At 62.8% G+C, this 23,577-nt stretch carries 18 protein-coding genes and 1 tRNA gene; 9 read left to right on the top strand and 10 right to left on the bottom strand.

The window, feature by feature from the left end; translation table 11 throughout:
- The first annotated feature begins 273 nt into the window (after positions 1 to 273).
- Both VGO04_RS31615 and VGO04_RS31620 read left to right on the top strand, forming a co-directional pair.
- Positions 274 to 1,494, top strand: a complete 1,221-nt coding sequence (locus tag VGO04_RS31615) for a lytic murein transglycosylase (RefSeq protein ID WP_327499945.1) — start codon at positions 274 to 276, stop codon at positions 1,492 to 1,494.
- Between the two features lie 191 nt (positions 1,495 to 1,685).
- On the top strand, positions 1,686 to 2,945 hold the full coding sequence (locus VGO04_RS31620) for a DUF459 domain-containing protein (RefSeq protein ID WP_414650641.1): 1,260 nt from the start codon (positions 1,686 to 1,688) through the stop codon (positions 2,943 to 2,945).
- 92 nt (positions 2,946 to 3,037) lie between these two features.
- Here VGO04_RS31620 and VGO04_RS31625 read toward each other — a convergent pair whose 3' ends face one another.
- On the bottom strand, positions 3,038 to 4,495 hold the full coding sequence (locus VGO04_RS31625; protein ID WP_327499946.1) for a glutamate synthase subunit beta: 1,458 nt from the start codon (positions 4,493 to 4,495) through the stop codon (positions 3,038 to 3,040).
- A 108-nt stretch (positions 4,496 to 4,603) separates the two neighbouring features.
- Positions 4,604 to 9,328, bottom strand: coding sequence for a glutamate synthase large subunit (gltB, locus tag VGO04_RS31630; RefSeq protein ID WP_327499947.1), 4,725 nt, complete (start codon positions 9,326 to 9,328; stop codon positions 4,604 to 4,606).
- A 555-nt stretch (positions 9,329 to 9,883) separates the two neighbouring features.
- Between gltB and VGO04_RS31635 the strand changes: the two genes are divergently transcribed.
- The gene (locus VGO04_RS31635) at positions 9,884 to 10,930 is read left to right on the top strand and encodes a low specificity L-threonine aldolase (protein WP_327499948.1); all 1,047 of its coding nucleotides are present in this window, start codon (positions 9,884 to 9,886) and stop codon (positions 10,928 to 10,930) included.
- Between the two features lie 4 nt (positions 10,931 to 10,934).
- Here the strand turns inward: VGO04_RS31635 and VGO04_RS31640 are convergent, their stop codons facing one another.
- On the bottom strand, positions 10,935 to 11,792 hold the full coding sequence (locus tag VGO04_RS31640; protein ID WP_327499949.1) for a LysR substrate-binding domain-containing protein: 858 nt from the start codon (positions 11,790 to 11,792) through the stop codon (positions 10,935 to 10,937).
- Positions 11,793 to 11,887: 95 nt separating this feature from the next.
- Here VGO04_RS31640 and VGO04_RS31645 point away from each other — a divergent pair, with 95 nt between their 5' ends.
- Complete coding sequence (locus tag VGO04_RS31645) at positions 11,888 to 12,886, top strand: bile acid:sodium symporter family protein (RefSeq protein ID WP_327499950.1); 999 nt, start codon at positions 11,888 to 11,890, stop codon at positions 12,884 to 12,886.
- 76 nt (positions 12,887 to 12,962) lie between these two features.
- On the opposite strand, the gene VGO04_RS31650 is transcribed toward VGO04_RS31645, so the two are convergent.
- Positions 12,963 to 13,424, bottom strand: a complete 462-nt coding sequence (locus VGO04_RS31650) for an Hsp20 family protein (RefSeq protein WP_327499951.1) — start codon at positions 13,422 to 13,424, stop codon at positions 12,963 to 12,965.
- 386 nt (positions 13,425 to 13,810) lie between these two features.
- Here VGO04_RS31650 and VGO04_RS31655 point away from each other — a divergent pair, with 386 nt between their 5' ends.
- The gene (locus tag VGO04_RS31655) at positions 13,811 to 14,776 is read left to right on the top strand and encodes an alpha/beta hydrolase (protein WP_327499952.1); all 966 of its coding nucleotides are present in this window, start codon (positions 13,811 to 13,813) and stop codon (positions 14,774 to 14,776) included.
- An 81-nt stretch (positions 14,777 to 14,857) separates the two neighbouring features.
- Here the strand turns inward: VGO04_RS31655 and hisN are convergent, their stop codons facing one another.
- Positions 14,858 to 15,631 (bottom strand): histidinol-phosphatase, encoded by a 774-nt coding sequence (gene hisN / locus VGO04_RS31660; RefSeq protein ID WP_327499953.1) that lies wholly within the window; start codon positions 15,629 to 15,631, stop codon positions 14,858 to 14,860.
- Between the two features lie 488 nt (positions 15,632 to 16,119).
- On the bottom strand, positions 16,120 to 17,001 hold the full coding sequence (locus VGO04_RS31665) for an N-formylglutamate amidohydrolase (protein ID WP_327499954.1): 882 nt from the start codon (positions 16,999 to 17,001) through the stop codon (positions 16,120 to 16,122).
- 200 nt (positions 17,002 to 17,201) lie between these two features.
- Here VGO04_RS31665 and cpdR1 point away from each other — a divergent pair, with 200 nt between their 5' ends.
- The 3 genes from cpdR1 (at position 17,202) to VGO04_RS31680 (ending at position 19,160) form a co-directional block, all read left to right on the top strand.
- Positions 17,202 to 17,567 carry a response regulator CpdR1 gene (gene cpdR1, locus VGO04_RS31670; protein ID WP_327499955.1) on the top strand — a complete coding sequence of 122 codons (366 nt, stop codon included), beginning with the start codon at positions 17,202 to 17,204 and terminating at the stop codon, positions 17,565 to 17,567.
- Between the two features lie 260 nt (positions 17,568 to 17,827).
- A tRNA-Val gene (locus VGO04_RS31675) sits at positions 17,828 to 17,902 on the top strand.
- A gap of 565 nt (positions 17,903 to 18,467) precedes the next feature.
- Positions 18,468 to 19,160 (top strand): alpha/beta hydrolase, encoded by a 693-nt coding sequence (locus VGO04_RS31680; protein WP_327499956.1) that lies wholly within the window; start codon positions 18,468 to 18,470, stop codon positions 19,158 to 19,160.
- Positions 19,161 to 19,368: 208 nt separating this feature from the next.
- Here VGO04_RS31680 and VGO04_RS31685 read toward each other — a convergent pair whose 3' ends face one another.
- From VGO04_RS31685 to VGO04_RS31700, 4 genes are all read right to left on the bottom strand, one after another.
- Positions 19,369 to 19,644, bottom strand: a complete 276-nt coding sequence (locus VGO04_RS31685) for a hypothetical protein (RefSeq protein ID WP_327499957.1) — start codon at positions 19,642 to 19,644, stop codon at positions 19,369 to 19,371.
- Between the two features lie 34 nt (positions 19,645 to 19,678).
- The gene (locus VGO04_RS31690; protein ID WP_327499958.1) at positions 19,679 to 19,870 is read right to left on the bottom strand and encodes a hypothetical protein; all 192 of its coding nucleotides are present in this window, start codon (positions 19,868 to 19,870) and stop codon (positions 19,679 to 19,681) included.
- Between the two features lie 110 nt (positions 19,871 to 19,980).
- Entirely contained in the window at positions 19,981 to 20,916 is a 936-nt protein-coding gene (gene dapA, locus VGO04_RS31695) for a 4-hydroxy-tetrahydrodipicolinate synthase (protein ID WP_327499959.1), read from the bottom strand.
- 11 nt (positions 20,917 to 20,927) lie between these two features.
- Positions 20,928 to 21,422: a hypothetical protein gene (locus tag VGO04_RS31700; RefSeq protein ID WP_327499960.1), complete on the bottom strand. Its 495-nt coding sequence runs from the start codon at positions 21,420 to 21,422 to the stop codon at positions 20,928 to 20,930.
- A 302-nt stretch (positions 21,423 to 21,724) separates the two neighbouring features.
- Here VGO04_RS31700 and ilvD point away from each other — a divergent pair, with 302 nt between their 5' ends.
- Positions 21,725 to 23,563, top strand: coding sequence for a dihydroxy-acid dehydratase (ilvD, locus tag VGO04_RS31705; protein WP_327499961.1), 1,839 nt, complete (start codon positions 21,725 to 21,727; stop codon positions 23,561 to 23,563).
- The last annotated feature ends 14 nt before the right edge of the window (positions 23,564 to 23,577 follow it).

The following is a 23,577-nucleotide window of genomic DNA, read 5'->3' on the forward strand; positions in this document are numbered from 1 at the left end:
TGAACCGACGAAACAAATGCATATGCGAACTCCACGACCAAGGCTTGACATTTTCTGCAGCCGAAGACGCCACCACAATTTCATGGTAAAGGGTTTGTTGACCACGTTTCTGTAGATTCGTTGCAATCCGGCAATGCAACACGCGCGGCCGGATCCGAAACAGGAGCCGCCGACGACTGCCCCCACCGTCGAGGCTGGCCCCAGACTGCCACCTTGCGGAGTGATTCGGGCCATGACGGCCGAAGCCCCGCAGAGAAACGGAACCGACAGCTGATGATCAGAAACCGCAGGACGTTTTTCCGTCATATCGCAGCCGCCCTCGTCCTATCTGCCGTGACACTCGGCACATCGCCGGCGCGCGCCGACGCCGGATTCCAGAACTGGATCAACGAATTCTACGCGACCGCGGCCAAGGCCGGGATCACCAAGGCGACCTATCGTCAGGCCTTTGCCGGCGTGAAATCGCCCGACCAGACCGTCATCGAAAAGGCGAACTACCAGCCGGAGTTCAAGCACAAGATCTGGGAATACATCGATTCCCGCGTGAACCCCTACACCAAGCGCGTCGGCCAGGAGATGGCCACGAAGCACGCCCGCACGCTGAAGGCGCTGGAAAAGCATTTCGGAGTCGACAAGACCATCCTGCTTGCGATCTGGTCGATGGAATCCAACTACGGCGCGGTGCTTGAGAAGGACGACCGCCTGCACTACGTGCCGCGCGCTCTGGCAACGCTTGCCTATGCCGACCCGAAGCGGTCGAACTATGCCAAGAAGCAGCTGATCGCTGCACTGAAGATCCTCCAGAGCGGAGACATCACGCCGCGCGAGCTGACCGGCTCCTGGGCCGGCGCCATGGGCCACACCCAGTTCATCCCGACGAGCTATCTGCTCTACGCGGTCGATGCCGATGGCAACGGTCATCGCGATATCTGGAACTCGGTGCCGGATGCTCTCGCAACCGCCGCCAACCTTCTGAAGAAGAACGGCTGGCAATCCGGCGAGACCTGGGGCTACGAAGTCGCGCCGCCGGCAAATGCCTCAAAGTACTCCGGCCAGACCAAGACGCTCAAGGAATGGGCTTCGCTGGGCTTCATCAGGCCGAACGGCAAGGGCTTCCGCAACGGCGGCACGCGCGCCGAACTGAAGCTGCCGAGCGGCGGCGAAGGTCCCGGCTTCCTGATGACCAAGAACTTCTTCGTCATCAAGCGCTACAATGCGTCCGACAGCTACGCGCTCGGCGTCGGCCTGCTTGCCGACCAGATCGCCGGCTATCAGGGTATGCAGCAGCGCTGGCCGCGCCCGGACGGTTCGCTCGACATCAGCGAAAAGTTCGAGTTGCAGAACCGCCTGAAGGAACTCGGCTACTACAACGGCGAGGTGGACGGCAACTTCGGCTCCGGCTCGAAGGCCGCCATCCAGGCGTTCCAGTCGCAGAACGGCCTTGCCCCGGACGGACAGCCGACCCAGATGCTCCTGCGGGCATTGCGCAACTGACGCGGCCCTCCGCGTCCATGCAGCATTGCAAAGTGCTACGGCGACCTTGGCGCGTCTGATAAGGACGCGCGGCGCTGTAGGGTTTCGCGATCGCCCCATCCGTGAGACCATGTGTCGACAAGCGCGCCCGCACCTTCGCGTGCGGCGCGCCGTGTCATGACGGCGGCACATTGCCGCGCGAATAAAGAGCAATGAACAAAATGACGAGCAAGCGCCGCCCGCAACTGCGCCGAACGCCCCTCACGCTTGCGACGACCTGCATCGCCGCCCTGGCGATGCTTGTGGGCGGTCTGTACGCCGGCTTTGCCGCAGCGCAGGAACCAGTCCCGCGTCGCAATCTGTTTCAGATGCTCTTTGGCGGGCTCAGCCGCGATCGGCCTGTCTACGAAGACCGCTCCTATTTTCCCGAACAGCCGCGCCCGAAACGCCAGCGCCAACAGCAGCAGCGGCAGAAGGGCCAGGGACAGCAGAAGCCCAAGACGAAGCTTGCGGACACCCCTGCCCCGCCCCCCCAGGTCGTGGAGAAGACGCCGGATGCCAAGAAGGTTCTGGTCGTCGGCGATTTCATGGCCGGCAGCCTCGGCGACGGCCTGAAGACCGCCTTCGAGATGACGCCCGGCATTGCCGTCGAGACCCGCGCCAACGGCTCCTCGGGACTGGTGCGCGAAGACTACTTCAATTGGCCCGGCACCCTTCCCGGCTATGTTGGCGAAGTAAAACCCTCCGTGATCATCGTCAGCCTCGGCGCCAATGATCGACAGCTGATGCAGATCGGCGACGCCAAGGAGAAGTTCCGCACCGACGCCTGGACGGCGGAATACCGCAAGCGCGTCAATGCGCTCGCCACCCTTGCACGGAAGGAAAAGCTTCCGGTCCTCTGGGTCGGCATGCCGCCCTTCCAGTCGGCGGCAATGACCGCCGACATGGTGACCTTCAACGGCATCTACCGCGAAGAAATCGAAAAGGTCGGCGGCCAGTTCGTCGACATCTGGGACGGTTTCGTCGACGAGGGCGGCAAGTTCGTCCTGACCGGCTCCGACATCAACGGCCAGCAGGTGCGTCTGCGCGGGGCCGATGGCGTGAATTTGACCAAGGCCGGCAAACGCAAGCTTGCCTTCTATGTCGAAAAGGACATTCGCCGGCTGCTCGGCGATGCCGCCACAACTGACAAGAACGTGCCCGGGGCGGACGAGCTCAAGGATCTGGTGGTAACGGCGCCGCTCGGCAACGAGGACATCGTCAAGACCCAGCCGATCGGGCTCACCGATCCGGAACTGGATGGCGCCGGGTCGCTGCTTGGCAGCACCGCGCCCGACAAGGGAAATGGCAAGAGCCCCCGCGATCTGTTGGTCGACAAAGGCGACGTCGCATCGGCACCGGCCGGCCGAGTCGACGATTTCCGACTGTCAAAGCCGGGCACGGTGATCAGCAATCCGGTGATCCGCAACTGAAGTCCCGGCGGGAATGACGTATCTGGTCGATCTGTGACCGAAAAAAAGCCCCGCATCACTGCGGGGCTTTTTCATGCTTGGGAGTAAATTGATCAGCGCGGCAGGGTAGTCGAGCCCATCAGCGCCTCGTCGATCGCGCGGGCGGCCTGGCGGCCTTCGCGGATCGCCCAGACGACCAGCGACTGGCCGCGGCGCACGTCGCCCGCGGTCCAGAGCTTGTCGACGGAAGTCTTGTAGTCGCGTTCATTGGCAACGACGTTGGTCGAGCCGCGACGGTCGGTGTTGAGCGTCAGCTTGTCGCCAAGATCCTTCACGACACTGTTGGTGAACGGACCGCTGAAGCCGATGGCGATGAAGGCGAGGTCCGCCTTGATGATGAACTCCGTGCCGGCAACCGGCTTGCGGCGATCATCCACCTGGCAGCACTTCACGCCGGTCAAGTTACCGTCCTCGTCGCCGATGAATTCAAGCGTCGCCACCTGGAATTCGCGGATGGCACCCTCGGCCTGGCTGGAGGAGGTGCGCATCTTCGTCGCCCAGAACGGCCAGACGGCGAGCTTGTCTTCCTTTTCCGGCGGCTGCGGACGGATGTCGAGCTGGGTCACCTTGACCGCGCCCTGGCGGAAGGCGGTGCCGACGCAGTCGGACGCGGTATCACCACCGCCGACAACGACGATGTGCTTGCCGCCGGCAAGGATCGGCTGCGACGGCCAGCCGACGCTGTCGATGTTCTCGCGGCCGACGCGGCGGTTCTGTTGGACCAGATAGGGCATGGCGTCATGCACGCCGGCAAACTCGACACCGGGGATGCCCGCGTCGCGCGGCGTTTCCGAGCCGCCGCAGTAGAGCACGGCATCGTGGTCGTCGAGCAGGCGCTGCATCGGCATGTCGACACCGACATTGATGCCGCAATGGAAGGTGACGCCTTCGCCGCGCATCTGGTCGACGCGGCGGTCGATGAAGTTCTTCTCCATCTTGAAGTCCGGGATGCCGTAGCGCAGCAAGCCACCGGGCTTGGTCTCGCGCTCGTAGACATGAACCTCGTGGCCGGCGCGCGCCATCTGCTGGGCGGCCGCCATGCCGGCAGGTCCAGAGCCGATGACAGCGACCTTCTTGCCGGTCTTGGTGACAGCCGGCTGCGGCACGATGTAGCCCATCTCATAGGCCTTGTCGGCGATCGCCTGCTCGACGGTCTTGATCGCGACCGGCGTGTCTTCGAGGTTCAGCGTGCAGGCTTCCTCGCACGGCGCCGGGCAGACGCGACCGGTGAATTCCGGGAAGTTGTTGGTCGAATGCAGGTTGCGGATCGCCTCGTCCCAGTTGCCATTGTAGACGAGATCGTTCCAGTCCGGGATCTGGTTGTGCACAGGGCAGCCGGTCGGCCCGTGGCAATAGGGGATGCCACAGTCCATGCAGCGAGCGGCCTGCTTCTGCACTTCCGGTTCGGACATCGGAATGGTGAATTCGCGAAAATGGCGGATGCGGTCGGAGGCCGGCTGGTACTTTGCCACTTGCCGGTCGATCTCGAGAAATCCAGTTACCTTACCCATCGTATCATCCTGAAAGCTTTGCGTCTGAACAGGCGCTTTTGACAAGCGCGCGTGAGGGACCCCCGAACCGATCTGTGATGAACCGGGAGCCTTGGTCACCGGGGCCTCCTATTCGGCCGCCTCTGCCATTTTCATGCGTTCCATATCCTCGAGCGCACGGCGGTATTCGACCGGCATGACCTTGCGGAATTTCGGCCGGTAATCCGCCCAGTGATCGAGGATCTCCTTCGCCCGGGGCGAACCCGTGTGGTGAAGGTGGTTGGATATCAGCTGGTAGAGCCGCTCCTCGTCGTGGCGCGTCATGTCGCCGGAGACGTCGACCATGCCCTTGTGCATGATGTCACCGCCGTGATGGTGCAGCTTCTCCAGCATGTCGTCCTCTTCCGGAACCGGCTGCAGCTCGACCATCGCCATGTTGCAGCGTCGGGCGAAATCGCCTTCCTCGTCAAGCACATAGGCGACACCGCCGGACATGCCGGCCGCAAAGTTGCGGCCCGTCGTGCCGAGCACGACGACGACACCGCCGGTCATGTATTCGCAGCCGTGGTCACCCACGCCCTCGACGACCGCGACCGCGCCGGAGTTGCGTACGGCGAAGCGTTCGCCGGCCACCCCGTTGAAGTAGCACTCGCCCGAAATCGCGCCGTAGAGCACAGTGTTGCCGACGATGATCGATTCCTGCGGAACGATCGTCGCGTTTTCCGGCGGCCGGACGATGATGCGTCCGCCCGAGAGACCCTTGCCGACATAGTCGTTGCCGTCACCCACGAGGTCGAAGGTGATGCCGCGGGCGAGAAACGCGCCGAAGGACTGGCCCGCCGTGCCCTTGAGGGTCACGTGGATGGTATCGTCCTTCAGGCCCTTGTGGCCCCAACGCTTGGCAAGCGCACCGGCAAGCATCGCGCCCGCCGAGCGGTCGACGTTCTTGATCTCGGCTTCGATCTTCACCGGAGCCTTGGTTTCCAGCGCGACCTTGGCCTCCGCGATCAGCTTGCGGTCGAGAATGTCGTCGATCGGATGCTTCTGGCGCGTGGTCCAGTAGGTCTCTTCCTTCTTTGCTTCCACCTTGTGGAAGATCTTCGAGAAGTCGAGGCCGTTCGCCTTCCAGTGCGCGAGCGCACCATCCTTTTCGAGCAGCTCGGACGCGCCGATGATCTCGTCGAGCTTCTTGACGCCAAGCGACGCCAGGATCTCGCGCACTTCCTCAGCGACGAAGAAGAAGTAGTTGATGACGTGCTCGGCCGTGCCCTTGAAGCGCTTGCGCAGGACCGGGTCCTGGGTGGCGACACCGACGGGACAGGTGTTGAGGTGGCACTTGCGCATCATGATGCAGCCAGCGGCAATCAGCGGCGCGGTGGCGAAGCCGAACTCGTCGGCACCCAGCAGCGCACCGATGATGACGTCGCGGCCGGTCTTGAGGCCGCCGTCGACCTGAAGGGCGACGCGCGAGCGCAGGCCGTTCAGCACCAGCGTCTGCTGGGTTTCGGCCAGGCCAATTTCCCACGGGCTGCCGGCGTGCTTCAGCGAGGTCAGCGGCGAGGCGCCGGTGCCGCCGTCGAAGCCGGCAACGGTGATGTGGTCGGCACGCGCCTTGGCAACGCCGGCGGCAACCGTGCCGACGCCGACTTCCGAGACGAGCTTGACCGAGACGTCCGCTTCCGGATTGACGTTCTTCAGATCGTAGATCAGCTGCGCCAGGTCTTCGATCGAATAGATGTCGTGGTGCGGCGGCGGCGAGATCAGGCCGACGCCCGGCGTCGAATGCCGGGTCTTGGCAACCGTTGCGTCGACCTTGTGGCCGGGCAGCTGGCCGCCTTCGCCGGGCTTCGCCCCTTGCGCCACCTTGATCTGCAGCATGTCGGCATTGACCAGATATTCGGTGGTCACGCCGAAACGGCCGGAAGCGATCTGCTTGATCGCCGAACGCTCGGGGTTAGCAGAGCCATCCGGCAGCGGCAGGTAGCGGTCGCTTTCCTCGCCGCCTTCGCCGGTGTTCGACTTGCCGCCGATCCGGTTCATGGCGATTGCGAGCGTCGTATGCGCCTCGCGGCTGATCGAGCCGAAGGACATGGCGCCGGTCGAGAAGCGCTTGACGATATCGGCAGCCGCTTCCACCTCGTCGACGGAGATCGGCTTGCGGCCGGCAGCCTCGGCGCTCTTCACAGTGAACAGGCCGCGGATCGTGTTCATGCGCAACGCCGAGGTGTTCACCATCTCGGCGAACTCGCGGTAGCGGTCCTGGGCATTGCCGCGCACGGCATGCTGCAGCGAGGCGATCGCGTCCGGCGTCCAGGCATGGGCTTCGCCGCGCATGCGGTAGGCATACTCGCCGCCGATGTCGAGCGTGTTGGCAAGCACCGGATCGGCACCGAAAGCCGCCTTGTGGCGGGCGACGGTCTCGGCGGCGATCTCGTCGAGACCAATGCCTTCGATCGTCGTCGCCGTGCCGAAGAAGAACTGGTCGACGAGCTTCGAGGACAGGCCGACGGCGTCAAAGATCTGCGCGCCGCAATAGGATTGGTAGGTCGAGATGCCCATCTTGGACATGACCTTGAGGATGCCCTTACCGACCGCCTTGATGTAGCGGTAGACCACTTCGCTGCCGTCGACTTCCTTGGGGAAGTCGCCGCGCTTGTGCATGTCGGTCAGCGTGTCGAAGGCGAGATAGGGGTTGATCGCCTCGGCGCCGTAACCAGCGAGCAGGCAGAAGTGGTGCACTTCGCGCGGCTCGCCGGATTCAAGCACGATGCCGACCGAGGTGCGCAGCCCCTTGCGGATCAGGTGGTGGTGCACGGCGGCGGTCGCCAGCAGCGCCGGGATCGCGACACGATCCGGGCCGACCTGGCGGTCGGACAGAACGATGATGTTGTAGCCGCCCTTTACCGCCGCTTCCGCGCGCTCGCACAGACGGTCGAGCATTTCGGGCATGCCTTCGGCACCGCGCGAAATGTCATAGGTGAAGTCGAGCGTCTTGGTGTCGAAGCGGTCTTCCGTGTGACCGATCGAGCGGATCTTTTCGAGATCGCCATTGGTCAGGATCGGCTGGCGCACTTCGAGCCGCTTGGCATGCGCCATGCCTTCATGGTCGAGAATGTTCGGACGCGGGCCGATGAAGGAGACGAGGCTCATCACCAGTTCTTCGCGGATCGGGTCGATCGGCGGGTTGGTGACCTGCGCAAAGTTCTGCTTGAAATAGGTGTAGAGCAGCTTGCGCTTGTCCGACATTGCCGAGATCGGCGTGTCGGTGCCCATCGAGCCGATCGCTTCCTGACCGGTCGTCGCCATCGGCGACATCAGGATCTTGGTGTCTTCAAGCGTGTAGCCGAAGGCCTGCTGGCGGTCGATCAGCGAGACGTCGCGACGCAGAGCCCGCGGCTCCACCGGCTTCAGGTCTTCGAGGATCAGCTGGGTGTCTTCAAGCCACTTGCTGTAGGGGTGCTTCTGGGCAAGCGACGACTTCACCTCCTCGTCGGAGATGATGCGGCCCTGCTCCATGTCGATGAGCAGCATCTTGCCCGGCTGCAGGCGCCACTTCTTGACGATCTTTTCCTCGTCGACCGGCAGCACGCCGGCTTCGGATGCGAGAATGACGCGATCGTCGGACGTGACGATGTAACGGGCCGGACGCAGACCGTTGCGGTCGAGGGTTGCGCCGATCTGGCGACCGTCGGTGAAGGCAACAGCGGCCGGTCCGTCCCACGGCTCCATCAGCGCTGCATGGTATTCGTAGAACGCCTTGCGCTCGGGCGACATCAGCTGGTTGCCGGCCCATGCTTCCGGGATCAGCATCATGACGGCATGCGACAGCGAGTAACCGCCCTGCACGAGGAACTCGAGCGCGTTGTCGAAACAGGCGGTGTCCGACTGGCCTTCATAGGAGATCGGCCAGAGCTTGGAGATGTCGTCGCCGAAGAGCGGCGAAGAGACCGACGCCTGACGTGCCGCCATCCAGTTGACGTTGCCGCGCAGCGTGTTGATTTCGCCGTTGTGCGCGACCATGCGGTAGGGATGCGCAAGCTTCCACGACGGGAAGGTGTTGGTGGAGAAGCGCTGGTGGACGAGCGCGACCGCACTTTCGAACCGCGGGTCGGCCAGGTCCTTGTAATAGGCGCCAACCTGGTAGGCGAGGAACATGCCCTTGTAGACGATCGTCGAGGACGACAGCGACACGGGATAGAAGTTGCTCTCCTCGCCCTTGTATTCATCATAGATGCGGTTGGAGATCACCTTGCGCAGCGTAAAGAGACGGCGCTCGAACTCGGGGTTCGTGGCCGCGTCGCGGCCGGCACCGATGAAGATCTGGACATGGCGCGGCTCTGTCGCGGCGATCTCGGGCGCCTTCGACAACGACGAATTGTCGACCGGTACGTCACGGTAGCCGATGAGCACCTGGCCCTCGTCAGTGACGACGTCCTTGATCACCTGCTTGAAGTGTTCGACGAGCGCATCGTCCTGCGGCATGAAGATGTGGCCGACGGCATATTCGCCCGCCTTCGGCAGGGTGATGCCTTGCTTGGCCATCTCTTCGCGGAAGAAGCGGTCGGGGATCTGCACGAGGATGCCAGCACCATCGCCCATCAGCGGGTCGGCGCCGACGGCACCGCGGTGCGTCAGGTTTTCGAGCATGAAGAGGCCGTCGCGCACGATCTGGTGCGACTTCTGACCCTTCATATGCGCGACGAAGCCGACACCACAGGCGTCATGTTCATTGCGCGGATCGTAGAGACCCTGTTTTCGCGGCAGGCCAGTCGGGAATGCGGGCGTTTTTTCAGCCGTCGCAACGCTGTGTGCGAGGTTGAGCCCAGATTGCTGTGATGGCGAATGATCCGTCATCGTTTTCCCTCCTGTTGAACCCGGCGACCGCCGGGCATGGCACCGCCCGCGCATGACTCTTCGTTGCGTGCGAAGGCACGCTGAAAAGCCGGGGCATTCATCGTCTCATGATCCTGATCAGGTCGCAAATAAGCACGGCATCATCAGGCACTGATGTCTGCGACCATCCTGACGGCAGGCGTTAACAACCGGATGAAATCCGGCCAATCCCCCTGCTGCGCACGCCGGATGCCATTTTTTTAGGCACTCGCGGCGATTGTTCCGGTCCCTAGACCGAAATAGGACAGCAAACCTGTCCTATTTCATGTGCTCTATGCCAGAAACCACCCCCCTCCGCAAGGGGCATATCAGCAAATAATAGAGAAGATTTTGCCGAACATTGCCGGAAATTTCCGGCTTTTATAATTTAATTACGGCTTGCCGGCGTTTTCTTCCATTTGGTTTCAAACAGCCCTCCTGTTGGCCTCCCGGCGCCAAACCGCGATTGATCCCGTCAAGAACTCAGCTAAGGTCGGATAAACCCGTCAAAAACACGGTAAAACAGAGTGAGAAGTGATGATTTTTTCGTCTGACAACTGGGCCGGCGCCCATCCTGCGATTGCCGAAAGCCTGATGGCGCATGCCAGCGGCTACGCGTCGGCCTACGGTACAAGCGAGCTCGACCGGAAGGTGGAAAAGAAATTCGCCGAGGTTTTCGAGCGGGACGTCGCCGTCTTCTTCGTCGGCACCGGAACCGCTGCCAATTCGTTGGCGCTCGCGAGCGCCAACCGCGCCGGCGGCATCGCATTCGGTCATCGCGAGGCGCATGTGATTGCCGACGAGTGCGGCGCACCGGAGTTCTTCTCGCACGGCTCCCGGCTGAAGCCCGTGGACGGACCGCGCGGCAAGATGGAAGCCGCACGGCTGGAAGCCGAGATCCGCCGCTTCCCGCTCGACAATGTCCATGGCGGCCAGCCGGCGGCGGTGACGCTGACCCAGGCAACGGAAAGTGGCACGGTCTATTCGCTCACCGAGATCGAGGCGATCGCCAAGGTTGCCAAGGCGCACAAGCTGCCGGTCCACATGGACGGCGCGCGCTTTGCCAATGCGCTGGTCAGTCTTGGCGCGACACCGGCCGAAATGACCTGGAAGCGCGGTGTCGATCTCGTCTCCTTCGGCGGCACGAAAAACGGTTGCTGGTGCGCCGAGGCATTGGTGCTCTTCGATCTCTCGAAGGCGCATGAAATGCACTTCCTCAGGAAGCGCGCAGCACAACTCTTCTCCAAGTCCCGCTTCGTCGCCGCCCAGTTCGACGCCTATCTCTCGGGCGACCTCTGGCTGAACCTTGCCCGTCATGCCAACGCCATGGCCGCGCGCCTTGCGGAAGGCATCGCCGCATCCGCCACGAGCCGGCTCGCCTGGCCTGCGGATGCCAACGAAGTCTTCGCAATCATCAGGAAGGACGTGGCGGCCAAGCTTCGCCAACAGGGCGCGGTCTTCTATGACTGGCCGGTGCCGCACGACCTTGATGGCCACCTCAGCGAAAACGAAGGCCTCTATCGCCTGGTCACCAGTTTTGCGACCAAAGCCGACGACGTCGATCGGTTCGTCGCCGCCTGCTGAAGCATCAGGCCTGCCCCTGCAGCGTCCTCAGATTGGCGAGGATCTCGACCGAGAGTGCAGCACTCAGCTTTCGGTCGACGCCCTTGCTTGGCACCAGCACGAATTCCACGTCTTCAAGCGGCGGCAGGGCACCCGGGGGCATTTCCTTCAACCCCTGCGGCACCATGCTGCGCGGCTGGACAAGCACGCCCATGCCGGCGCGCGCCGCCGCCGTTAGCCCACTGAGACTGCCGCAGGTGCACACGATCCGCCATGGCAAGCGGTGCCGGTCGAGCACTTCGAGGGCGACGCTGCGGGTGATGCTCGGTGGCGGAAACGCGATCAGCGGCAGCACCTTGTCGCGCTTCACTCTTTCCGGATCGCGCGCCAGCCATACGAGCGGCTCGCGATAGACGAGCTCGCCCCTGATATCGCCGAGCCTGCGTTTGGCGAGCACGAGATCGATCTCGCCATTGTCCTGCATCTGATAGAGCACGCCGCTCAAGGCAACCGTGAGCTCCAGGTCGACGGACGGATGCGCGCGGACGAAATCCTCGAGCACCGCCGGCAGCCGGCTCATGACGAAATCTTCGGACACCCCGAGCCGCAGGCGGCCGCGTAGGCTGCTCTCGGCAAAAAGCGCCGTGACCTCGCCGTCGATCGCCAACATCGAACGGGCGTGGGCAAGCAGCGCCTGCCCGTCCGCGGTCAGCGAAACGCGATGGGTGTCGCGGTCAACCAGCGTGCGCCCGAGAGACGCTTCAAGCCTTTGAATATGCTGGCTGACCGTCGATTGTCCGAGCGACAGTTTCTCCGCCGCAAGCGTGAAACTGCCCATCTGCTCCAGGGCGACAAAGCTGCGCAGCTGCACGAGATCCAACATGGCTCATCTCAAATCGTGATAACTGTTATTCCTTGCATCCTGCTTCATAATGCATGATCCCGGCAAGACGTTTCATGACGAGCAAGTGACCCGATATGCGCCGCTACCTACCCGATACGTTCACGATCCTGCTTCTCGCGACGGTGCTCCTCGCATCGGTCCTGCCGATCCACGGAGAGCCGACCGTCTGGTTTGGCCTGGCGACGAAGGTGGCGGTCGGCATGGTCTTCTTCCTCCACGGCGCGCGCCTGTCGCGCGACGTGGTCATCGCCGGCATCCTGCACTGGCGGCTGCATCTGACGATCCTTGCCTCGACCTTCGTGCTCTTCCCGCTGATCGGCCTTGCCATCGGCTTCGTGCCCGACAGTGTGCTGCCGCAATCGCTCTACACCGGCCTGCTGTTCCTCTGCGTGCTGCCCTCAACGGTGCAGTCGTCGATTGCCTTCACCTCGATGGCCGGCGGCAACGTGCCGGCGGCAATCTGCTCGGCGTCTGCCTCCAACATCTTCGGCATGTTCCTGACGCCGCTTCTGGTCGGGTTGCTGTTTTCCGCCGGCGGCCACGGCACCGTCACGCTTGATGCGGTCAAGCAGATCCTGCTGCAGCTGCTCGCACCCTTTGTCATCGGCCAGATGTTGCAGCCCTTGATCGGCAACTGGATCCGCGCCCGCAAGGGACTGCTTGCGCCCGTCGACCGCGGCTCGATCCTGATGGTCGTCTATCTCGCCTTCAGCCAGGCTGTGACCTCGGGCCTGTGGCAGACCTTCTCGCTCACCGATCTCGGCGTGCTCGTCGTCATCGAAATCGTCATGCTGGCAGTCGTATTGGCCGTCACCATGTATGGCAGCCGCCTGCTCGGCTTCGACAAGGCGGACGAGATCGCCATCACCTTCTGCGGTTCGAAGAAGAGCCTCGCGAGCGGCGTCCCCATGGCAAGCGCCATCTTCGCCGGCCAGAACATCGGCGCAATCGTGCTGCCGGTCATGCTGTTCCACCAGATCCAGCTGATGGCCTGCGCCGTGATCGCCCAGCGCTATGCCGCCAAGAAAGCGGCAGCGACAGCCTCCACCGTGCCGGCGCCGGCCCAGTCCTGATAAGCAAAAAGCGGCGCCCCTGAGGGACGCCGCTCCTTTTGGGAGGCCTGTTTCGTGCCCTACCCGGGCATGAGGCTTAGAGGCTCTGGGCCTCGATCTGCTTGGCTTGCGCGGCGACCGACGCGATTTCGATCCGGCGCGGCTTGGCGGCTTCCGGGATCTCGCGGGTGAGGTCGATGTGAAGCAGCCCGTTTTTCAGCGAAGCGGACTTGATCTCCACATGGTCGGCAAGCTGGAAGCGGCGCTCGAAGGCGCGCTTGGCGATACCGCGATGGAGAAACTGGCTTTCATCGCCCTTTTCATCCGCCTTTTCGCCCTTGACCGTCAGCGTGTGCTCGCGCGCCTCGATCGAAAGCTCGCTCTCGTCAAAGCCGGCAACGGCCATGGTGATGCGATAGGCGTTTTCGCCGGTGCGCTCGATATTGTAGGGCGGATAGGTCTGGGGCTCCCCCGGCTGGCCGAGGCTGTCGAGCATGGTGAAGAGGCGGTCGAAGCCGACGGTGGAGCGGTAGAGGGGGGAGAAATCGAAATGACGCATTGTGTCCTCCTGGGAGCAACTGTTTGCGATGTCTGGTCGGCCACCCCATTCTGGCAGCGGCGAGACCGGTGAACGGACCCGTCTTCGGCGTCCGTGACCCTGATTTGGGGAGGCGATTTCGCGAGTTCAAGACGCGACCGCCGACGATTTTTTGGTGAACCCGACATGAATGCCGGCTTCGGTTCCGGTTCAGGAGCGGGAGACTAGAAATGAAACCCTGGAAGGAAACTTCCAGGCTGAAGTGACATGTCCCTTCCCCTTCAGCGGCCGGAAACGGTGATCGTCCGGATTTCACCCACCGTTTCCGGCTTTTTTCTTTGACGGCGATGACCCTGCCGCCTATCCCTGATGAAACCGATCAACTCGTTTTACTCGGCTTCGCGTCCATGACCTCGATCCTCCACGCTTCCCCGGACAATCCGGTACCGGACAACCATGTGGCAGGCTTCTTCGATGGCGTCGGTGGCCGCAAGATCCGCTACGCGATCTTCAAAACGAAGCAGCCGATGGCGCGTGGTACGGTCGTTCTGCTGCAAGGTCGCAACGAGTCCATCGAGAAATATTTCGAAACGATCGCGGACCTGACGGCCGCTGGCCTCTGGGTCGCCACCTTCGATTGGCGCGGCCAGGCTGGCTCCGAGCGGCTGCTGCCACAGGCGGGGCGCGGCTATGTCGACCACTTTTCCAACTATGAGCGCGACCTCAGTACGTTCATCGAGCAGATCGTGCTGCCGGATACCCGCCTGCCGTTTTCGATCGTCGCCCATTCCATGGGCGCGCTCGTCGCGCTGTCACTGGCGCCGATGCTCGCAAGCCGCATCGACCGGCTGGTGGTGCTCGCCCCCTTCGTTGGCCTTGGCGGCCAGGCGCTCGGCGAGAAGAGCATCGCGACGGTCGCAACCCTTATGCGCTGCGTCGGTCTCGGCGCCGTTCCGGCCCACCCCGACAAGGGCAATCGCCCGTTTGAAAAGAACGTGCTGACGGCCGACCGCCGCCGCTACGCGCGCAACATCGCACTGACGGACGCGCATCCGGAGTTGCGGCTCGGCCCACCGACGGCGCGTTGGCTGAGCGAAGCGTTCCGTGCCATGCGCCGGGTCATCCGCCGTGAGCATCTGACGCGCATCACTCTCCCGACGATCATTCTGGCGCCGACGGCGGACCGGCTGGTGCCGCATTTTTCCGTCGAGTGGCTGGCGCGCAATTTCCGCGCCGCCCAGATGATCCCGATCGATGGCGCGCGCCACGAACTGCTGCACGAAGCCGACCGCTATCGCGCCCAGGCAATGGCGGCGATCCTTGCCTTCATAATCCCTGAGGAAAGCGACGAACGCGAATATCCGGCCGCCTGACCTCTCCGCCAGAGGTCAGATCTCGTTTGCCGATTGATCTTGCGGGTATTTTCCGGACGTCCCACAGTGAACGTGGCGCGTTCAGCCGTTGAGGATTGCCAGAGCCTGAGCGTGCAGTTCGGCACTGCCGGCAGCGACGACTTCTCCGCCCATTTCCGCCGGTCCGCCCTGCCAGTTGGTGACGATCCCGCCGGCCTGCTCGATCAGCGGGATCAGGCCGCCGACGTCATAGGGCTTCAGCCCGCACTCGATGACGAGGTCGATGTGACCGGCAGCGAGAAGCGCGAAGGCGTAGCAATCGCAACCGTAGCGGAAGAGACGGACCTTGCTCTGGACCGCCTCGTATTTGTTCTTGAACTCGCCGGTGTAGAGGTGCGGCGACGTGGTGAAGAGGACCGCATCCGCAAGCGAATTGCAGGACCGCGTCGAAAGCACCTTTTCGCCGTCGGGGCCGCGGTAGATGGTCTTCTTGCCATCGGCAAAATAGCGCTCTCCGGTAAACGGCTGGTCCATCAGGCCCATGACTGCTTCACCGTTGCGGTAAAGGCCGATCAACGTGCCCCAGACCGGCAATCCGGAGATGAAGGCGCGTGTGCCGTCGATCGGATCGATGACCCAGACATATTCGCGGTCGAGCCCGACATTGCCGTGCTCTTCGCCGAGGATGCCGTGATCGGGGAAGTGTTCTTCGATCAGTGCCCGGATCGCCGCTTCCGACGACTGGTCGGCTTCGGTCACCGGGTCAAAACCACCTTCAAGCTTGTTGACGACGCTCGTGCCGATACGAAATCGCGGCAGGGTCTCCGCCTTGGCGGCTTCGGCAAGGCGATCGAAGAAGGCGCGGTCGGGCAGCATGGCTCTCTCTCAGGGAAGATGGCGGAAGGTGCATTCTGAATAGACGAAAATTTCGGAAAGGCAAACGGCCAGCCTCACCGCCGTCTCGCGCGTCGCGTCTCCCGTCCGGCGGGCAAGCCCCGCAAGCCTGCCCCGTGTTTTGGTCCGATCCGCCGCCAATCTGCAGTTTCGCGCCGTTAAATCGTTTCAAGCACCGCTTGCGAGTGAAATTCTTTTGATGCGACGCAAAAGTTTTCAACGTCTCAACTTGACATTTGTGCAGTGCAATATTATGGTTTTCGTACAGTCACCTGTGACTGTAAATACCCTCCTTGGGTGTTTCCTCCCTAGACTTGACCGCGCCACCGGCGCGGTTTTTTTTGAAGCTCCCCGACAGAAGAATACGGACGCGCCAAGCGCCTTCCCGCGGCGAAAGATCAGGCGCGCAACGGCGTCATCGCACTCGGTTGGTTGCGATCCGTGGTTGGCCAAGGATTTGCGGGCAGAAGCTATTCAGCCGCCAGCGGCAGATCAGAGCCGTAGTCCTCGACATGACGGGCAAGCGACGCGATGAAGGTCGTGAGATCTGCGACCAGCGCGCCAAAGCCAGGCTTGCGCACCAATGTCGCTTCATCGACGTAAAGCGACCGGTTGATCTCGATCTGAAGCGCGTGCAGCCCGCGCGTCGGCCGGCCGTAATGTTCGGTAATGAAACCGCCGGCATAGGGCTTGTTGCGCACCACGCTGTAGCCGAGCTGCTGCAGCAAATCGACCGCGGCCCGCGAAAGCTCGCCCGCGGCACTGGTCCCATAGCGATCGCCGATAATGAAGTCCGGACGCTGGGCGCTGCCAGGCAAATGCACATTGCCTGGCATCGAATGGCAATCGATCAGCACCGAGAGACCGAACTGGACGTGGGTTCGGGCGATCAGCTTGCGCAAGGTGGCATGGTACGGCTTGTAGATCGCCTCGATGCGCGCAAGCGCGTCCTCGACCGGGAAACGTCCGCGATAGATTTCCATGTTCTCGGCCACAAGCCGGGGGATCGTGCCGAGCCCGCCGGCAACGCGCATCGAACTGATGTTGGCGTGTGGTGGCAGCGGCCCGTCGAACATGCGCGGGTCGAGTTCGTACGGCTCGCGGTTGACGTCGAGGAAGGCGCGGGGGAAATGCGCCAAAAGCATCGGCGCGCCGAGGAACGTCGCATTCTGGAACAGCTCGTCGACATAGTGGTCTTCCGACCGACGTATGGAAAGCGCATCAAGGCGCGACTGGTCGAGAAAACTCTGGGGATAGGACCGGCCGCTATGCGGCGAATTGAACACAAAGGGAATGCGCTGGATCGGAGGTTCCAGGACCTCAAACAGTTCCCTCTCCGCAATTTCCCCCATCTGAACCCTTTTTTACCATATGCTGTACTTGCAATTGTCATCATGTTGCCAGTTGGCCCGCTCTGTGTCCATAGTGGCCAATCACAGCATCCTGGGGAATTGACGCCCCGCGTTCACGAGATATTTACCGCGTTGCGGTTTGGATAAATCGCCGCAATCTGCGCGCAATGAACTGAATAAAGAGAAGCACGGCCGAATTCATGACTGCGAAAATCCTTCTTGCCGAAGACGACAACGACATGCGCCGGTTCCTGGTCAAGGCGCTCGAAAAGGCCGGCTACAAGGTCATGTCCTATGACAACGGAGCCAGCGCCTACGACCGGCTTCGCGAAGAGCCGTTCTCGCTTCTCCTGACCGATATCGTCATGCCGGAGATGGACGGCATCGAGCTTGCCCGCCGGGCGACCGAGCTCGACCCGGACCTTAAAGTCATGTTCATCACCGGCTTTGCCGCCGTGGCGCTGAACCCCGACAGCAAGGCGCCCAAGGATGCCAAGGTGCTGTCCAAGCCCTTCCATCTCCGTGACCTCGTCGACGAGGTCAACAAGATGCTGACTGCCGCCTGATCACGACAGTTTTCCACAGGCGCGGCCTCTCGCGACTGTACTGATTACGACTTCGAGCCGACCGCCGCGATCCACAAGGATCTCCGGCGGTCTTTTCGTTTCAATACCTTAGCGGAAACCCAGGAAATCCGGGGCTTTGCCGATGGCTCATCCACGCTGTTCCAATCGCGAAAACCACCACCTTAAAATTTCTGTCAAAAAACCTTCGGAAACCCTATTGACGCGACAACGGCTTTTGTGGTCTATGCGCCTCATCGGATGGGCGTGTAGCTCAGCGGGAGAGCACTACGTTGACATCGTAGGGGTCACAAGTTCGATCCTTGTCACGCCCACCATTCGAATTCAAAAGGCCTTTCGAGAAATCGAAAGGCCTTTTTTCGTACTTGGGATCTGTTGACCTTCCCGACCGCGGAGCGCGCCGCAAATCCTTCGCACAAACCGCTACCACATATGCTTAGGACTTAGGTCCGACGTGAGCTGGCAAAGGTCCGGGGCACGTTGCCGAATCTGCGGCGAGATGCATTGATACGGTCAGCGCCCGGGAGCACAGCCCGCCACCAGGGCGCACCGGTCCCAGGGCGGCGCCCCGAAGCCCCAAAACCGCAGCTCTGGGACCCCGCCCTTTCCTCGCCTTTTCGCAATCCATCGACCGCCACTGTCAAAGGGCCTCCTGGGCACGAGGGCTGGCGTCTCTACCGATAATAATTGTGGTTTGCGTCATGGAAGCCGCGCCTGCCCACCCTAACTTTCCCTGTGCTATCGCCTTGCCACCTACCGGAGTTGATCAGGCACGAAGGAAGTTCGCCGAACAGACGGCGCACACCATGCCGCGCATGAGTGACCGGAGGCGGCTGCGATGTCGAACCGACCACCTCTCCATCCAAGCGAAAGGAACGGAGCATGCCTGCCGTCAAGAACATCGTGCTCGTACACGGCGCCTGGGGCGACGCCTCCCATTGGCGTCATGTGATCCCGCCACTGCATTCGAAAGGGTATAGGATTGCCGCGGTACAGAACCCGCTGACATCGCTTGCCGACGACGTCGAGCGCACGCGCAAGCTGGCGGAATCACTTGATGGCCCGACGCTGCTCGTCGGCCACTCCTATGGCGGCGCGGTCATCAGCGGCGCCGGTCATGCGGCCAACGTCGTCGGCCTCGTCTATGTCGCTGCCTTCGCGCCGGATGAAGGCGACAGCCTCGGCAGCATTTTCGCGCGGCGCGAACCGCCTTCGGGTGCCGTCAGCATTCGTCCGGACAAGGATGGCTTCCTCTGGCTTGATCAGGCTTCCTTCCGCCAGAGCTTCGGCCAGGACCTGAGCGAGACGGACGCCCTGGTGATGGCCGTAGCGCAAAAGCCGATCGCCGGGCGCTGCTTTGAAGACAAGGCCGGACCGCCTGCGTGGAAGACAAAGCCGAGCTGGTATCAGGTATCGAGCCAAGACCACATGATTCCGCCGGAGACCGAGCAATGGATGGCAGAGCGCATCAAGGCGAAGAAGATCGTCACGCTTGACGCCAGCCACGCTTCGCTCGCCTCGCATGCCAAGGAGATCGTTGCGCTGATTGACGAGGCAATCGCGTCGCTTGGTTAGAGCGGCCCGTTCATAGAATTGCGCGCAAGACGCTCTGGACTCCGCTTCCAGAGCGTCTTTCCGCCTCAGCTGATAACAAGTGAGGCCGGATGCTTTGGCTTTTGCGCCGGCAGAACGCGGCGGCGACGCCCCGCTCACAAGCACACGTTCGACATGGCCTGCGGGGCATCAGTCAAGGCTTCCGGTCGCGACTGATGCCCCTTTGCGATCACGAATGGGCGCGACGTCGCCGCTGCGGCAAGGCGTTGGTTGCGTGCGAAAACGTATCAAGATCGATGGCGGCCCCTTCCGGCGCGCGGCAAACCTCTTCCGGATGCCGGTCGCTTGCCTCGACGGCAAAGTGGATGGCCGCCGTCTCATTGGTGAAGAGGCCACCGACCACACCCTTGCGGTCGGAGACGACCCACCAGCCATGCCGGTCGCGGCCAACGACGAAACGTGCACGTGCAAGAAAACCACGACGGATCTGCTGCGTACTGCCCATGATAAAATGGTTCCTGTTGAAAATGAGGTTGAGCTCAGCCGGCGATCCAGGGAATGGCGGCCTGGATGCCGTAGGCAAGGCAAAGCACGATACCGAGCCGGATGCCGATACCGAGGAAGGCGTCGCGAACCGCGGTGTCGTTGCCGCGATGGCGCTCGGTGCTTTCAGCCGGTTTGGCGCGCCGACGCAGTTCAGCCTGGGCGGCGAGGTGAGGAAGGCGTGACATCATCTGTCTCCTGTGCGGGGGGGGCTGGGATGGAAAGCGGTCGCAACGGTCCGAGCTCGGCACGCGGCGCGACAGCGGGGTTTCGGTTGTTTTTGGCGTTGACGGCAGCGTCAGCCGGCGAGCGCGATGCGGACGCTGCGACCGATGTGCGTGGCCGGAATATCCGTCAGCGGCTCAAGCGCTGCCCGGATCTCTGCAGCGGTTTCGGGCGCGATCGGGGTAAGCGGCAGCCGCATTTCAGGGCTGAGCGCCCGCACCAGATGCAGCGCGTACTTGATCGGCCCCGGATTGGTCTCCCGCTCGAGCGCTGCAAGCAGTGGCCGCAGCCGTTCATGGATGGCGATCGCCGAAGCAACGTTGCCCGTCGCGATCGCCTGATGCATGGCCACCATCAGCCGAGGGACCACGTTGGACGCCACCGATATGGTGCCGTGGCCACCGCAAAGGTTGAACGGCAGGGCCGTCTGATCGTGGCCGGAGAGTTGGCAGAGCCGGCTCTTCACGGCCGTAGACGATGTGAGGAAACGGCCGAGATCACCAGTCGCGTCCTTGATGCCGACGATGCCAGGGAGCGCGGCCAGCCGCTCGATCGTCCGTGCCGCGAGATCAACACCGGTGCGGGACGGCACGTTGTAGATGATGATGGGCAGGTCGACGGCGCTGGTGACGGCCTCAAAGTGGCGAAAGAGGCCTTCCTGGGAGGGTTTGCTGTAATAGGGCGCGACGACAAGTGCCGCATCGGCGCCGAGCGCCCTGGCTTCCTGCGTCAGTGCGATCGTCGTCTCGGTGCTGTTGGTACCGGTTCCGGCAAGGATAGGGATCCGGCCCTCGGCAACCTCGACGCAACGCTCGATCACCATGGCCCGCTCGGCGCGCGACAGCGTTGGCGCTTCGCCGGTCGTGCCGCAGGCAACGATGCCGGAGATACCATGGCGGATCTGCCACTCGACCAGCGACATCAGTCCGACGATATCGACCTTGCCGTCACGAAACGGCGTGACGAGCGCAGTGATCGCCCCTTCGAGGCGCAGCGAATGCATGTTCATGGATATGTCCTTCAGATCGGAAAGTGGCCGCGACCGGTGGCTCCGATTGCGAGCCGATGACCGCGGCAGGAGCGCAGGAAGGCGCCAAGGATCGCAGCCGCCAGGTCGGCGTGCCGCGCTTTGAATGTGACCCGGCCGGCGCCCGGCGGCTGATAGCGCAGCGCGCAGGTCCAAAGTCCCAATTCATGGTTGAGCGTGCGCAGGCAGAGTTTCGCCTCGGTCGACGACGTCAGATGAATGGCGGCATCGACGAGCGCGTCCGCCGCCATCAATTCGCGGAACCGTCGCGACGGAAACGCGCCGGGCGCAAGGCCGGGCAATTCACGGACGAGCCGCACGGCTTCCCAGACATGATGTTCGCGCAGGCGGCGGACCGCAGACAGTCGCAGAAGCAGTGCATCCAGCCCGTCGGCAACCATTTCGCCGCCACCGGATCGTTCGCACAGCTCCTTATCGGATGGACCGCTCGAAACAGGGCGAAGGAAACTGAAATCGTGAAGAGACATGACACGCATCCGTATTCGATGCGGAAGAAGCTAATGCCGCTTGGCGTCCGGTTTCGATTCCGACTTCAGGTGCTGCGCATAAGATTTCCGTAAAGGTCCCGCTTTGCCGCTGTGCAAGGCTCGGGCGCGCCGCTAGACTTGGCACGTGAAGAGACGGAAACCCGGCAAAGCGCGGGCGCGCAGGCGTCGAAATAATCTGACGCAAAAGATGACGCGCACGCAATTTTGCGCTAGGTAGCCCCTTCGGTGGCGATCCGGATCGCCATATCCGCGCAATACCCCTGTCCGTGAAGGAACATGCCATGCCTGCCTATCGCTCACGTACCACCACCCACGGCCGCAACATGGCCGGTGCCCGCGGCCTCTGGCGCGCGACAGGCATGAAGGACAGCGATTTTGGCAAGCCGATTATCGCCGTGGTGAACTCGTTCACCCAGTTCGTGCCAGGCCACGTTCACCTCAAGGATCTCGGCCAGCTTGTGGCCCGCGAGATCGAGGCGGCCGGCGGGGTCGCCAAGGAATTCAACACCATCGCCGTCGACGACGGTATCGCCATGGGCCATGACGGCATGCTCTATTCGCTGCCGTCGCGCGAGATCATCGCCGACAGTGTCGAATACATGGTCAACGCCCATTGCGCCGACGCCATGGTCTGCATCTCCAACTGCGACAAGATCACCCCCGGCATGCTGATGGCGGCACTGCGCCTCAACATTCCCGCGGTCTTCGTCTCCGGCGGCCCGATGGAAGCCGGCAAGGTCGTGCTGCACGGCAAGACGCATGCGCTCGACCTGGTCGACGCCATGGTCGCTGCCGCCGACGACAATGTCTCGGATGAGGACGTCAAGATCATCGAGCGCTCCGCCTGCCCGACCTGCGGCTCCTGCTCCGGCATGTTCACCGCCAACTCGATGAACTGTCTGACCGAGGCGCTCGGCCTGTCGCTGCCAGGCAACGGCTCGACGCTTGCCACCCATGCCGATCGCAAGCGCCTGTTCGTCGAAGCCGGCCATCTGGTCGTCGACATAGCCCGCCGCTACTATGAACAGGAAGACGAAAGCGTTCTGCCGCGCAGCGTCGCCTCCAAGAAGGCTTTCGAAAACGCCATGGCGCTCGATATCGCCATGGGCGGCTCGACCAACACGGTTCTGCACATTCTCGCCGCCGCCCATGAGGGCGAGGTCGATTTCACCATGGCCGATATCGACCGGCTGTCGCGCAAGGTGCCGTGCCTTTCGAAGGTGGCGCCCGCCAAGAGCGACGTGCACATGGAAGACGTGCACCGCGCCGGCGGCATCATGTCGATCCTCGGCGAGCTCGAAAAGGGCGGCCTCATCAACCGCGACTGCCCGACAGTTCATAGTGCCACGATCGGCGACGCCATCGACCGCTGGGACATCACCCGCACGTCGAGCGAAACCGTTCGCACCTTCTTCCGTGCCGCCCCGGGCGGCATTCCGACCCAGGTGGCCTTCAGCCAGGAAGCGCGTTGGGACGAACTCGACACCGACCGTGAAAAGGGCGTCATCCGTTCGGTCGAACACCCCTTCTCCAAGGACGGCGGCCTCGCCGTGCTCAAGGGCAACATCGCGCTTGACGGCTGCATCGTGAAGACCGCCGGCGTCGATGAAAGCATCCTGAAGTTCTCCGGTCCGGCCCGCGTGTTCGAGAGCCAGGACGCTTCGGTCAAGGCGATCCTCGGCAACGAGATCAAGGCCGGCGACGTCGTCGTCATCCGCTATGAAGGCCCGAAGGGCGGCCCGGGCATGCAGGAAATGCTCTATCCGACGAGCTATCTGAAGTCGAAGGGCCTCGGCAAGGCCTGCGCGCTGATCACCGACGGTCGCTTCTCCGGCGGCACGTCGGGCCTTTCGATTGGCCACGTTTCACCCGAAGCGGCCAACGGCGGCACGATCGGCCTGGTGCGCGAAGGCGACATGATCGACATCGACATCCCGAACCGCACGATCAGCCTGCGCGTCGACGAGGCGGAACTTGACCGCCGCCGCACGGAGCAGGATGCAAAGGGCTGGAAGCCGACCGAGATCCGCAAGCGCAAGGTGACGACGGCGCTGAAGGCCTATGCCGCCTTCGCAACGTCGGCCGACCGCGGCGCGGTACGCGACCTCGGCGAGCTTTAGAGCAATTCCAGGAA

The organism is Ensifer sp., from assembly GCF_035999185.1.
In the GTDB taxonomy this organism is placed as follows: domain Bacteria; phylum Pseudomonadota; class Alphaproteobacteria; order Rhizobiales; family Rhizobiaceae; genus Ensifer.